Origin of the sequence: Rhizobium sp. Root1220 (assembly GCF_001426265.1) — a bacterium.
In the GTDB taxonomy this organism is placed as follows: Bacteria; Pseudomonadota; Alphaproteobacteria; order Rhizobiales; family Rhizobiaceae; genus Rhizobium.
Window position 1 is genome coordinate 254,812 of record NZ_LMDG01000033.1, and the last position, 13,311, is coordinate 268,122.

The following is a 13,311-nucleotide window of genomic DNA, read 5'->3' on the forward strand; positions in this document are numbered from 1 at the left end:
TGGTCCGCGGCCTATTGAGGCTGATAGCGGAAGAAATGAACCCTGGTATCGCCGAAGATGCGGCTTTCAAGGAACAGATAGGAGGGATCGACCAAAACGGCAATGTCGGCACGCTCTTCGAGCACGGCAATCGCACCCGGCTCCAGCCAGCCACCCTTGGCGGCAGCGGCCATCGCCTTCTCGCCGAGACCCTTGCCATAGGGCGGGTCGGCAAACAGCATCTGGAACGGATCCAGGTTGCCGACGCTGCCGAGATCGGTGGCGTCGCGCCTCAGGATGCGGGTCTTGCCGTGCAGGCCGAGCGCATCGATGTTTTCCCAGAGCAGGCCCCTGCCCTCGACGCTGTTTTCGACAAACAGCGCATGACGGCAACCGCGCGAGACGGCTTCGAGGCCGACGGCACCGGTGCCGGCGAACAGGTCGAGTATCCGGGTGCCATCGACGCATTCCGGATAGGCATGGCTCAGAATATTGAACAGGCTCTCGCGCGTCCGATCTGCCGTCGGACGGATGTCGTTGGATTTGGGTACGGCGAGCGACCGTCCGCGAAACTCACCGCCGACGATCCGCACCGCGTCCCATTCCCTTGCCCTTAGGTCCACCACGCGACGGCCCGCCCGCAGGCTTGCCACCGCCACCCGGCCGATCGCCCGAAGGCTTGCCGGAGAAACTCTTTCCACCACCGGGCTTCACACCAGCCGGCTTGCCGAAGCTCTTGCCACGCGGCTTATCGCCGAACGGCCGATCTCCGGAAGGTCTGTCGCCGGCAGGACGCTCGGAGCGAGCCTCGCCTGAAAAGCTCTTGGCGCGAGGACGCTCGTCACCCTCTGCACGCGGACGGCGCGGCTTGTCGCCATAAGGGCGATCACCGGCTGGGCGTTCGCTGCGGGCCGGACGGTCACCGAAGGAACGGGGGCGTTCAGCAGCATCTTCGCGTGGCTTGCGGTCGCCGCGTGGCTTGTCGCCGAACGGGCGATCCCCACGGGCGGGACGGTCGCCTGCCGGACGCTCGCTGCGCGCGGGACGATCGCCATAAGGCCTGTCGCTGCGGGCCGGGCGGTCACCGAAGGAGCGCGGACGCTCGCCGTCTTCGCGGGGCTTGCGATCCCCGCGCGGCTTGTCGCCGAACGGTCGGTCGCCGCGGGAGGGACGATCACCGGCTGGCCGATCACCGCGAGGCGGACGGTCGCCATAAGGTCTGTCACCACGCGCGGTGCGATCACCACCGGGCCTATCACCACGGGCCGGACGGTCGCCGAAGGGCTTGTCGCCGCGAGGAGCGCGATCACCGAAGGATTTTTCGCCACGGCCACCACGGTCACCGCGTTCGCCACCGGAGCGTTTGCGGCCGCCGTCGTCGTTGCTGACTTCGCTGGACCGGATCCATTCGCCCTCTTCATCGCGGGCGCGGTTGATCTGTACGCGTGGTCCGTCGTCGTAGCTGGTCGGCTGAGGCCTGGAGCGGCCGGGTTTTTCGCCGCGGCGGAGCGCTGTCTGGGCGTTCTTCTCGGCTTTGGCGGCTGCCTTTTCGCCGAGCGGACGGGCGCCGGGCGCCATCCAGACATTGGCGTTGCGACGGCTACCGAGCGCCGGGCGCTTCGGGCGGTCGTCGTCCTTGCGGGGGCCGGAATCGCGGCCACCGCCGTCGCGGCCGCCATCACGCCCACTGTCGCGACGGTCGTCGCGCTTGGTGTCGAGACGGCTCAGCGCGCGTTCGCGCTTGTCTTCCGGCTTCCATGAACGCTCGCGGCGTTCGGGCTTGGCTTCGATCTCTTCCTCGGCGGCAAGGGCCGGCGCGTTGTAGATCGGGGCGTCGAAATTGGCCTTGGCGTCTTCGATCAGGCGCGGGCCGAGCTGGTCACGCAGCGTGCGGCCGCGGACCTCGACAACTTCGCGCTCCGGCAGATCGCCGAGCTGAAACGGGCCGTAGGAAATGCGGATCAGCCGGTTGACGTCGAGACCAAGCGCGCCGAGGACGTTCTTGATTTCGCGGTTCTTGCCTTCGCGCAGACCCATGGTGAGCCAGACGTTGGAGCCCTGGGTGCGATCGAGCGTCGCTTCGATGCCGCCGTAGAGCACACCGTCGACGGCAATGCCGTCCTTCAGCTTGTCGAGTGCATCCTGATCGATATCGCCGTGCGCTCGGACGCGGTAGCGGCGCAGCCAGCCTGTGGTCGGCAGTTCCAGCGCGCGGGCAAGGCCGCCGTCGTTGGTGAGCAGCAGCAGGCCTTCGGTGTTGATATCGAGGCGACCGATCGACATGACCCGCGGCAGATCATCCGGCAGATTGTCGAAAACCGTGTGGCGGCCTTCCGGATCGGAGTTGGTGGTCACGAGACCGGCTGGCTTGTGGTAGAGCCAGAGACGGGTGCGCTCAATGCCACGGATCGGTACGCCATCGACCTCGATCTTGTCGGTCAGGGTGACGTTGACCACCGGGGTCTCGAGCGGCTTGCCGTTCAGCGTGACGCGACCGTCCATGATCATGCGTTCGATATCGCGACGCGAGGCAACGCCGGCGCGCGCCATCACTTTCGAGATGCGCTCCGCCTTGCCGTCGCCGCCAGCAGCGCTCGCCTCTGATTTGGCGAACGTCTTTGCCGGCTTTTCGCCTGTTTTCGCGCCGGTATCGCGCGGGGATGGCTTGCCACCCGGCCGTTTTGGCTTGTCTTTGAATGTCATTTGTTGTTTGCCTGCCTTTTGGGGCCTTCTATCAGTTCGCGCCCCTGCGGTTAAGTGGAAATTGTCGGATCGTGAAGACAAATCAGTTTATGGAGCTGGCGCTCGATGAAGCGCGTGCCGCAGGCGAGCGCGGCGAGGTGCCGATCGGCGCCGTGCTGGTGTTCGACGGCACCGTCATCGCGCGTTCCGGCAACCGCACGCGGGAACTCAACGACGTCACCGCGCATGCCGAAGTGGCAGCGATCCGCTTGGCCTGCGAAGCGCTGGGCCAGGAGCGACTGACCGGGGCAGATCTCTACGTGACGCTGGAACCCTGCACGATGTGCGCGGCGGCGATATCGTTCGCGCGCATCCGCCGGCTCTACTACGGAGCCGAGGATCCGAAGGGCGGCGGGGTGGACAACGGGGTGCGGTTCTACCGGCAGCCGACATGTCATCATGCGCCGGATGTGTACTCCGGCATCAACGAGGTGCAGGCGGCAGACGTCTTGCGGGAATTCTTCCAGGCGAAACGGGACTAGGCCGGCCGGGTCGGACGCCGGACAGCAGGCATCATTTTCAAGCGCGCCGGAGGTTTCTCCGCAACGGTCGGAAAGCCAGGGAACAGGCAGGCGGCAGTTTAAGGGTATGGTAGTGTCAGGCGGCGTCGCCTGCCCGATTGCTTCGGGATTTCCGGGTTCCGCAGACCGACAGGAGCGTCTCTCGGACTGGTTTCACCGGATGGACGGGCAGCCCTGACGGCGCTTCGTCCTCCCTGCGGCAATCATCACCGGATGCCGGTTTTCAACGAGAAGACGCGGTTCGCGAAGCCGGCTCCCTGTCCGATGACGCGATCAGTATTCACCGCATCGGAGATGCGGGGATAAAAATCGCTACGCCAATCCGTTAAATTACCGGAAAATATGAGATAATTACGAAGACGAAGCTTTCATCTTCCCTGCGGCTTACTGCAGCAGGTTCCACCACTGCTTGCCGCTACCGGCGATCGCGGCGTCCTTCTTCTTCTTCTTGTCCTTTTTCAGCTCCGGTACGCCGAGATCGTCCAGCTTGGCTGGATCGTCAATCTGGCGATATTCCGTCGGCGGGTCGGAAATAGCCCGACGCTGATCGATATAGGCGCCCTTCTGGATCGCGCGGGCTTCGCGATAGGCCTTGGTCTGCTCTTCCGTGGTGCGGCGGCCGCCTTCGATCTGGTTGTTGGCGAGCGGCGACTGGTAGCTTGACTTGTCGCTGTTCTCGTCGGCTTCCTGCACAAGGCGCGCACGCGTCTCCTCGGGCGATTCGATCCACTGCGGATTGTCCTTGCTGGCAATCGACTGCTGCGGCTCGACGAGCGTTGCCTTCGCCGTCTCGGACGGAAGGACGAGAGACGGACGCGGCGTATATTTCACGCCCTTGTTCTTCGCTTCGGTGCCGCTGAGCGACGTGGACTGACCAAGGTCATCCGTCAGCTGCTGCATCGCCGTCTTGTCCGTGCCATAGCGCGGGCTGCTCATGCAGCCGGTGATCAAGGAGCTGCCTGCCACTGCAACAGTCAGGCAGGCGCCCAGACGAAACCAACGCGTCGATACCATGAAAACCCTTCCAGCCATGCCGGTGCAATCATCGCCCCTACCGGACATCGTCCCCCTTGACGCAAAAATCCGGCCATTTTCAGGCAGCTTTTACCGGATGAACCGCGATTAGGCAATTCACCCGGCAATATTCTTCAGTTTTGCACCGCTAGTTCACGCAAAGCCGCCGCATCGCGGGCCGATACATCGGGATAGTCGGCATCGGATCCGACATCGGTGGTGATCCGCCACGAGCGAGCGCACTTGGTACCCTCGGCCAGCGTCGGCTCGACCGAGACCAGCGGCACGTCGGACAGGCGGAAGGCATCCGCCGGGCCTTCGGAACCGTCGATTGAGATGCCGGAGGTGATGCAGATCTCCTCGAAGTCCTGGCCTTCCAGCGCCTTCATCAGCTCCGGATCGGCGATGTGGACGACGGGGGCTGCTTCCAGCGATGAACCGATGCGCTTGTCCTTGCGCTCGATCTCGAGCGCCCCGGTGACGACGGTGCGGACAGCGCGGATCTTCTTCCACTTCTCGGCCAGCGCCTCGTTCTTCCAGTCCGCCGGAATGGTCGGGAACTGCTCGAGGTGGACGGAGACGGCCTCAGGGTTGCGCGACAGCCATGCCTCTTCCGTCGTGAAAGGCAGCATCGGCGCCAGCCAGGTCACCATGCAATCGAAGATCGTGCGGATGACATGCAGCGAGGCACGACGGCGCGGGCTCGACGGCGCGTCGCAGTAGAGCGCATCCTTGCGGACGTCGAAGTAGAAGGCCGAGAGCTCGACATTGGCGAAGTCGATCAGCGCGCGGGCGATCTTCTTGAAGTCGAAGGCGTCATAACTTTCGCGCACCAGCTGGTCGAGTTCGGCCAGGCGGTGGAGCATCAGCTGTTCCAGCTCGGGCATGGCCTGAAGCTCGAAGGTCTCGCCCTTGTCATGGGCCAGCGTGCCGAGCATCCAGCGAATGGTGTTGCGCAGCTTGCGATAGGCATCGACGTTGGTCTGGATGATGGTCTTGCCGACGCGCAGGTCGTCGGCATAGTCCGAGGTCATGACCCAGAGGCGCAGGATGTCGGCGCCGGCATCCTTCATGATTTCCTGCGGCGAGGTAACGTTGCCCTTCGACTTCGACATCTTCTCGCCCTTCTCGTCCATGGTGAAGCCATGGGTAAGGACGGCGTTGTAAGGCGCGCGGCCGCGGGTGGCTGCCGATTCCAGCAGCGACGAGTGGAACCAGCCGCGATGCTGGTCGGAGCCTTCGAGGTAGAGATCGGCCGGCCACTTCAGGTCGGGGCGGTCTTCGAGCGTGAATGTGTGGGTGGAGCCACTGTCGAACCAGACATCGAGGATGTCCATGACCTGCTTCAAAGGCTCGTTGGCCTTCTTGCCGAGGAAGCGTTCGCGTGCACCGTCGGCGAACCAGGCATCGGCACCTTCCTTCTCGAAGGCTTCGAGAATGCGGGCATTGACCTCTTCATCGACCAGAACCTCGCCGGTCTCGTCGACGAAGACGCAGATCGGCACGCCCCAGGCGCGCTGACGCGACAGCACCCAGTCCGGACGGCCCTCGATCATGGCGCGCAGGCGGTTCTGGCCGGCGGCGGGCACGAAGCGGGTGTCGTCGATGGCGGTGAGCGCCCGCGAGCGCAGCGTCGTGCCGTCGGCCAACGTCTTGTCCATGTAGACGAACCATTGCGGCGTGTTGCGGAAGATGACCGGCTTCTTGGAGCGCCAGGAATGCGGATAGGAGTGCTTCAGCCGGCCGCGCGCAAACAGCGCGTTGCGGGCGATGAGTTCCTTGATGACGCGATCGTTGGCGTCGCCCTTCTTGCCGTTGTCGTCGATGACGCGCGCGCCTTCGAGACCGGGGGCGTCAGCGGTGTAGAAGCCGGCGTCGTCGACCGGGAACGGGATCTTGGTGTCGATACCGCGAGCCTCGAGCTCGCGGGCATGGCCCGTCCAGGCGTCAAAGTCTTCGCGGCCGTGGCTGGGGGCGGTGTGCACGAAGCCGGTACCGGCGTCATCGGTGACGTGGTCGCCATCGAGGAGTGGAACGAGGAACTCGTAGCCGCCGCCGAAGCCGTGGAAAGGATGGCTGCAATTGATGCCCGCGAGATCCGTCGCAGAAACGTCGCGCAGGCGCTTGAACTGCAGCTTGGCCTTGGCGAAAGCATCCTCGGCCAGCTTGTCGGCTAGGATCAGCTTTTCGCCGGGGCGCGGTCCGAAATCGTTGGCGGCTTCAGTCACTTCATAGAGACCGTAGGAAACACGCGACGAATAGGCGATCGCGCGGTTGCCGGGGATCGTCCAAGGCGTCGTCGTCCAGATTACGACTGAGGCATCCAGCAGATCGAATTTGGCTTCGGCACCATCACGTACTACGAACCTGACCGGGAACTTCACCCAGATCATGTCGCTCTCGATGTCGTGGTATTCGACTTCGGCTTCGGCCAGCGCCGTGCGCTCGACGACCGACCACATGATCGGCTTGGAGCCGCGATAGAGCTGACCTGACTTTGCAATCTTCAGCAGTTCGCCGGCGATGCGGCTTTCGGCGTGGAAGGCCATCGTCGTGTAGGGGTTGTCGAAGTCGCCCTCGATGCCGAGGCGCTTGAACTCTTCGGCCTGGATCTTGATCCAGCCGGCGGCGAAGTCGCGGCATTCCTGGCGGAACTCGTTGACCGGAACCTCGTCCTTGTTCTTGCCCTTCTCGCGGTACTTTTCCTCGATCTTCCATTCGATCGGAAGGCCGTGGCAATCCCAGCCGGGCACGTAGTTGGCGTCGAAGCCGCGCATCTGGAACGAGCGGTTGATGACGTCCTTGAGGATCTTGTTCAGCGCGTGGCCGATGTGGATGTTGCCGTTGGCATAGGGAGGGCCATCGTGCAGCACGAACTTTTCGCGGCCGGCGGCGGAGGCGCGGAGCTTCTTGTAGAGTCCCATCTGCTGCCAGCGGGCAACCGTTTCCGGCTCCTTCTGCGGCAGGCCCGCGCGCATCGGGAAGTCGGTTTCCGGCAGATAGAGGGTCTTCGAGTAATCGATCTTTTCGGCTGTATCGGTCATGTCTGGCAATCGTCTCTGGCGCCTCGGGATGGGCGCTACGGGCTTGAAAATATTTGGTGACGGTGGCGCTCGTTCGCCCGAGCGCCAAAAACCCGGACCTTCCGGCCGCTTAGCGCGCGCGGAAGGCCGGGCCGATAATTCGTATCGTGATCGCCAGCCGGAATTTATTCATCGGGCCGGTTCATAGGCGTTTTTCGGCGGAAAAGGAAGAGGAAATCGGGCTCGAAACCAAGACGGCAGCGGAGCCCGAAACTCAGGGAAAGCAGATTTTGCGGTCGAGTTCGCCGAGCGGCTGGACACCCGCGAGCAGCGCCCTCGCCTCTTCCTTGTCGCGGTTCATCTGCTCGACGAGCGGCTCCAGACCGTCGAACTTCAGTTCCGGGCGCAGATAGCCGAAGAAGGAGACGGAACAGATTTGCCCGTAGAGATCGCCGTTGAAATCGAAGACAAAGGTCTCCAGCAGCGGTGCGCCGTTGTCGGTCACTGTCGGGCGCCGGCCGTAGCTCGCGACGCCGTCATGGAGGGTCCCGTCGGCGAGCCGGAAGCGGACGGCGTAGATGCCGGCCTTCAGATCGGCCTCCGGCGGCAGTTGCATGTTGGCGGTCGGGAAGCCCAGTTGCCGGCCGAGCTTTTCGCCGTCGATCACCTCTGCCTCCACCGTGTAGTGATAGCCGAGCATGGCCGCTGCCTCGGTGACATTGCCGTCCTTCAGCAATTCGCGGATGCGGCTCGAAGAGACGACATCGGTGTTCTCGTCGCGAAATGCATCGATCAGTGTGACGCCGAATCCGTATTTCTGGCCAGCGTCCATCAGGAAGGCGGGTCCGCCTTCGCGGCCCCGGCCGAAGTGAAAATCGAAACCGGTGACGACTTCCGAGGCGCCGAGCCAATCCTTGAGGATCGAATGAATGAAATCGTCGGCGGAGCGCTGCGAGAATTCGCGATCGAACGGATATTCGATGACGGCATTGAAGCCCAGGGCTTCGAGGACGCGCGCCCTCAGCGGCGCCGGCGTGATGCGGAAAACCGGCATCTCCGGCCGAAACACGGTGCGCGGATGCGGCTCGAAGGTGAGAACGAGCGCCGGGATGCCGCGCTCGCGGGAAATCTCCAGCGCCCGCTCCAAGACTGATTGGTGACCGCGGTGCACACCGTCGAAATTGCCGATTGCGATCACGCCGCCGCGCAGTAGGGCTGGCAGTGGTTCGCGGGTTTCATTGCGGTGAAAGACGGTCATCGGCTGGCTTTTCTCATGCGGGGCTCTTTATGCGAGGCGAGGCATCCACCACTTCGGCGTCGCTCTCTCCCGTTCGAGATAGGCCGTGAGGATTGCCTCGTCGGTCTGGCCGTTGAGCGTATATTCCTTCGCGTGAATACCGCCGCTGATATAGAGGAGGTCGAGACCGTAATCGAGAGCGCCGCGCACATCGGTAGGCATGCCGTCGCCGATCGCCAGGACGCGGTCCAGCGGGAAATCGCCGTGCGCCTCGCGGGCAACCGAAAGAACGGCGTCGTAGATCGGCGTGTGCGGCTTGCCGGCGATGCGCGTTTCGCCGCCAAGCTGGTTGTAATAGGCAGCCATTGCGCCGGCGCACGGAATGATGCGGTGTCCGCGCTCAACCACGAGATCGGGATTGGCGCAGATCATCGGTACATTGCGCTCCTGAAAGCCCTTCAGCATGTCGGTGTAGTCTTCCGGCTTCTCCGTCTCGTCGTCGAAGAAGCCGGTGCAGACAACCGAGTCAGCGTCGTCGGCATCGACACGCTCGACACCAAGACCTTCGATGATCGCGAGGTCGCGCTCGGGACCAAGCAGGAACACCTTCCTGGGGCCTTCGGCGATCAAACCGCGGGTGACGTCGCCCGAGGTGACGATCCGGTCATAGGCCTCGTCCTGGATGCCGATCTGGCGAAGCTGATCCACGACCTGCGGGGCAATGCGCGGGGAGTTGGTGATGAGGACGACAGTCAGCCCCTCGCCGCGTGCGACTTCAAGGGCGGCAGCCGCTTTCGGGAACGGATCGATGCCGTTGTGCAGGACACCCCACACATCGCAGAACACCGCGTCGTAGTGACTGGTGATTTCCGCAAAGTTTTTGATGCGCTTGGCCATTCCAATTTCCCGATTTGCACTCATTCACCGGTGACATCGCAAAGGCATGCCGCAATGGCAAGGCATTTTGCGGCCGGAGAAGGCAAAAAGTCCGTCATCCGGCCGTCACAGAAATATCTCCGCGCCCTCGATCGCCAGGCCGGCAAGCGCGCAGACGCCGAGGACCTTTACCATGCCGATCCTGAACCGAAAGAGCATGACCGAGGCGATTGCAAAAAGCGCGAGTGCCGCGACGTCGAGCGTGCGCCAGTCCGGCCAGGCGAGGCTGACCAGCGGCAAGCCGGCACCCCTGGAGAGGATGGCGACGCGGCCGACTTCGGCAAACAGGACGTGCAGGCCGAACCACAGGGCAAGATTGAGGATCACCCCGACGACAGCCGCCGTGATTGCCGACAAGGCTGCGGACAACATCGCATTGTCGCGCAGTTTTTCGATGAATGGCGCGCCGGCGAAGATCCAGATGAAACTCGGGACGAAGGTCGCCCATGCAGCCAGGCTGGCGCCGAGAACGCCTCCGGCCAACGGCGCCATGTCGATCGGATTGCGAAAACCGGCCAGGAAGCCGACGAAACAGAGGACCAGGACCAGCGGCCCGGGAGTGGTCTCGGCAAGCGCCAGGCCATCCAGCATTTCGCCAGGCTTCAGCCAGGCATAGTGCCCGACCGCGACCTGAGCCACGTATGAAAGGACCGCATAGGCGCCGCCGAACGTGATGACGGCCATTTTCGAGAAGAAGATGAAGACCGCACCAAAGACGTTGGTTTCGCCGCTCAATGTCTCGGCGATCAGGTCGGTCGGCGCATCGAGGCTGCGAACAAGAAGCAGTGGTGACTGCCAGACAAGAACCCAGAACACCAGGACCAGCAGCGGCTTCGCGATGGCATGGGTCGTCAGGGATCGTCGGCCGCGAGGTGACGCGGCAGGCTGCGCCTGCGCTATGTCCGCGCTCGCTTGGCCGTAGCGCTTCATCAGGAACCCGGCGCCGCCGGCAAGGATGACCACAAGCGGGAATGGCAGGTTCAACAGGAACAGCGCCAGAAACGATGCCGCAGCGACATAGTAGTGAAACCGTCCCTTCAGCGCCCGCCGCGACAGCCGCAGCAGCGCTTCGATGACGATCGCGAGAACCGCGGCCTTCAACCCGAAGAACAGCGCCGACAACCACGCCGCATCCTGGAACACGGCATAGAGGCCAGACAGGAGCAGGATCACGGCAAAGCCCGGCAGGATGAACAGCAGGCCGGCAATCAACCCGCCGCGCACCCCATGCATCAGCCAGCCGATGTAGGTTGCCAATTGTTGCGCCTCTGGCCCCGGCAGCAGCATGCAGAAGCTCAACGCATGCAGGAAGCGCTCCTCGGAAATCCAGCGCTTCTCCTCGACCAGCGTCTTGTGCATCAACGCGATCTGACCGGCGGGGCCACCGAAACTCAAACAGCCGATCTTCGCCCAGACGCCGATCGCTTCCCGAAGGCTCGGATACGGAATTTTTTCATCAGTCACCACGGACAATTCGCGGCCTCTTCACAAAACGGGAGCAAGATTCAGGAAAGGACTTCTTGACACGCTCCGGAGCCATCCCTAAATGCAGGCCGCTAGCACTCAAGACAAGCGAGTGCTAACATCCATCCGCGTGGGCCGCTCGGCTCGCGAGTGTCATTTGATCGAGGGATTAGACAATGGCAAGCACCAATTTCCGCCCCCTGCACGATCGCGTCGTTGTTCGCCGCGTTGAATCCGAAGCCAAGACCAAGGGCGGCATCATCATTCCTGATACCGCCAAGGAAAAGCCGCAGGAAGGCGAAATCGTCGCCGTCGGCTCCGGCGCGCGCGATGAGTCCGGCAAGGTCGTCGCTCTCGACGTCAAGGCTGGCGACCGCATTCTGTTCGGCAAGTGGTCCGGTACCGAAGTCAAGATCGACGGCGAAGACCTTCTGATCATGAAGGAAGCCGACATCATGGGCATCATCGGCTGATCCAGCCGCTGGCCTTTCCGACATAGCCGACCGGTTTCAACCCCGGACACCCGAATTTAGGAGTCACAATCATGGCAGCTAAAGAAATCAAGTTTGGCCGCACCGCGCGCGAAAAGATGCTCAAGGGCGTCGACGTTCTCGCTGACGCAGTGAAGGTAACGCTCGGCCCGAAGGGTCGCAACGTCATCATCGACAAGTCCTTCGGCGCTCCGCGCATCACCAAGGACGGCGTATCGGTCGCCAAGGAAATCGAACTTGAAGACAAGTTCGAGAACATGGGCGCCCAGATGGTCCGCGAAGTTGCTTCGAAGACCAACGACATCGCCGGCGACGGCACCACGACAGCTACCGTTCTTGCCCAGGCGATCGTTCGCGAAGGCAACAAGGCCGTTGCTGCCGGTATGAACCCGATGGACCTGAAGCGCGGCATCGACCTCGCTGTTGCCGAAGTCGTCAAGGACCTCCAGGCCAAGGCCAAGAAGATCTCGACTTCGGAAGAAGTCGCACAGGTCGGCACGATCTCGGCAAACGGCGACAAGCAGGTCGGTCTCGACATTGCTGAAGCCATGCAGAAGGTTGGCAACGAAGGCGTCATCACCGTTGAAGAAGCCAAGACCGCCGAAACCGAACTCGAAGTCGTCGAAGGCATGCAGTTCGACCGCGGCTACCTCAGCCCATACTTCGTGACCAACCCGGAAAAGATGATTGCGGACCTCGAAGACGCGTTCATCCTGCTCCACGAAAAGAAGCTCTCGAACCTGCAGGCAATGCTTCCGGTTCTCGAAGCTGTCGTTCAGACCGGCAAGCCGCTCCTCATCATCGCTGAAGACGTCGAAGGCGAAGCTCTTGCAACGCTCGTCGTCAACAAGCTGCGCGGCGGCCTGAAGATTGCTGCTGTCAAGGCTCCTGGCTTCGGCGATCGCCGCAAGGCAATGCTGGAAGACATCGCCATCCTCACGGGCGGCACGGTCATCTCCGAAGACCTCGGCATCAAGCTGGAATCCGTAACGCTCGACATGCTCGGCCGTTCGAAGAAGGTTTCGATCTCCAAGGAAAACACCACGATCGTCGACGGCGCTGGCGCCAAGTCCGACATCGAAGGCCGCGTTGCACAGATCAAGGCTCAGATCGAAGAAACCACTTCGGACTATGACCGCGAAAAGCTGCAGGAACGCCTTGCCAAGCTCGCTGGCGGCGTTGCCGTCATCCGCGTCGGCGGCTCCACGGAAGTTGAAGTCAAGGAAAAGAAGGACCGCATCGACGACGCTCTCAACGCGACGCGCGCTGCTGTTCAGGAAGGCATCGTCGCCGGCGGCGGCATTGCTCTTCTGCGCTCTTCTACGAAGATCACCGTCAAGGGTGCAAACGACGACCAGGAAGCCGGTGTCAACATCGTTCGCCGCGCCCTGCAGTCGCTGGTTCGCCAGATCGCTGAAAACGCTGGTGACGAAGCTTCCATCGTGGTCGGCAAGGTTCTCGACAAGAACGAAGACAACTACGGCTACAACGCCCAGACATCCGAATATGGCGACATGATCGCCATGGGCATCGTCGACCCGCTCAAGGTTGTTCGTACGGCTCTGCAGAACGCAGCTTCGGTTGCCTCGCTGCTGATCACGACTGAAGCCATGATCGCCGAACTTCCCAAGAAGGATTCGGCTGGCGGCGGCATGCCTGGCGGCATGGGCGGCATGGGCGGCATGGACATGATGTAAGACCTTCGGGTCTCACATCTGAGCCATCCGGTTCAGGTTACGGAAAGGGCGGTCTTCGGGCCGCCCTTTTCGTTTTACAATTGATTCGCCGTGAGCCTGATTCCCTTCAATCATACGGTGAAACGATTAACCAGCTTGTGAGCATGCCTCGCATTGACTGAAGCTTTCGCCGGGCTTGCCTGCCTGCGCGTTTTTCCCCGGCACTCA

10 protein-coding genes are annotated in these 13,311 nt (G+C 62.6%); 3 read left to right on the forward strand and 7 right to left on the reverse strand.

Annotated features, from left to right (window positions below):
* Positions 1-11: 11 nt before the first annotated feature.
* Together rsmD and ASC90_RS20375 are read right to left on the reverse strand one after the other, a co-directional pair.
* Complete coding sequence (gene rsmD / locus ASC90_RS20370; protein ID WP_056544346.1) at positions 12-572, reverse strand: 16S rRNA (guanine(966)-N(2))-methyltransferase RsmD; 561 nt, start codon at positions 570-572, stop codon at positions 12-14.
* Positions 553-2,682 (reverse strand): pseudouridine synthase, encoded by a 2,130-nt coding sequence (locus ASC90_RS20375; RefSeq protein ID WP_056544350.1) that lies wholly within the window; start codon positions 2,680-2,682, stop codon positions 553-555. Before ASC90_RS20375 ends, rsmD begins: the two co-directional genes overlap by 20 nt.
* 89 nt (positions 2,683-2,771) lie before the next feature.
* Between ASC90_RS20375 and ASC90_RS20380 the strand changes: the two genes are divergently transcribed.
* On the forward strand, positions 2,772-3,203 hold the full coding sequence (locus tag ASC90_RS20380; protein ID WP_056544353.1) for a nucleoside deaminase: 432 nt from the start codon (positions 2,772-2,774) through the stop codon (positions 3,201-3,203).
* 423 nt (positions 3,204-3,626) lie between these two features.
* Here the strand turns inward: ASC90_RS20380 and ASC90_RS20385 are convergent, their stop codons facing one another.
* The 5 genes from ASC90_RS20385 to chrA form a co-directional block, all read right to left on the reverse strand.
* Positions 3,627-4,256, reverse strand: coding sequence for a hypothetical protein (locus tag ASC90_RS20385; RefSeq protein ID WP_056544356.1), 630 nt, complete (start codon positions 4,254-4,256; stop codon positions 3,627-3,629).
* A 134-nt stretch (positions 4,257-4,390) separates the two neighbouring features.
* The gene (ileS, locus tag ASC90_RS20390; protein WP_056544361.1) at positions 4,391-7,300 is read right to left on the reverse strand and encodes an isoleucine--tRNA ligase; all 2,910 of its coding nucleotides are present in this window, start codon (positions 7,298-7,300) and stop codon (positions 4,391-4,393) included.
* Between the two features lie 253 nt (positions 7,301-7,553).
* Positions 7,554-8,537 carry a bifunctional riboflavin kinase/FAD synthetase gene (locus tag ASC90_RS20395; RefSeq protein ID WP_056544364.1) on the reverse strand — a complete coding sequence of 328 codons (984 nt, stop codon included), beginning with the start codon at positions 8,535-8,537 and terminating at the stop codon, positions 7,554-7,556.
* Positions 8,538-8,564: 27 nt separating this feature from the next.
* On the reverse strand, positions 8,565-9,413 hold the full coding sequence (locus ASC90_RS20400) for a TIGR01459 family HAD-type hydrolase (RefSeq protein WP_056544367.1): 849 nt from the start codon (positions 9,411-9,413) through the stop codon (positions 8,565-8,567).
* 105 nt (positions 9,414-9,518) lie between these two features.
* Positions 9,519-10,925: a chromate efflux transporter gene (gene chrA / locus ASC90_RS20405; RefSeq protein ID WP_056544370.1), complete on the reverse strand. Its 1,407-nt coding sequence runs from the start codon at positions 10,923-10,925 to the stop codon at positions 9,519-9,521.
* 167 nt (positions 10,926-11,092) lie between these two features.
* Between chrA and groES the strand changes: the two genes are divergently transcribed.
* Together groES and groL are read left to right on the forward strand one after the other, a co-directional pair.
* Entirely contained in the window at positions 11,093-11,389 is a 297-nt protein-coding gene (gene groES, locus ASC90_RS20410; RefSeq protein ID WP_003545797.1) for a co-chaperone GroES, read from the forward strand.
* Between the two features lie 71 nt (positions 11,390-11,460).
* Positions 11,461-13,104 carry a chaperonin GroEL gene (gene groL, locus ASC90_RS20415; RefSeq protein ID WP_056544374.1) on the forward strand — a complete coding sequence of 548 codons (1,644 nt, stop codon included), beginning with the start codon at positions 11,461-11,463 and terminating at the stop codon, positions 13,102-13,104.
* Positions 13,105-13,311 lie beyond the last annotated feature (207 nt).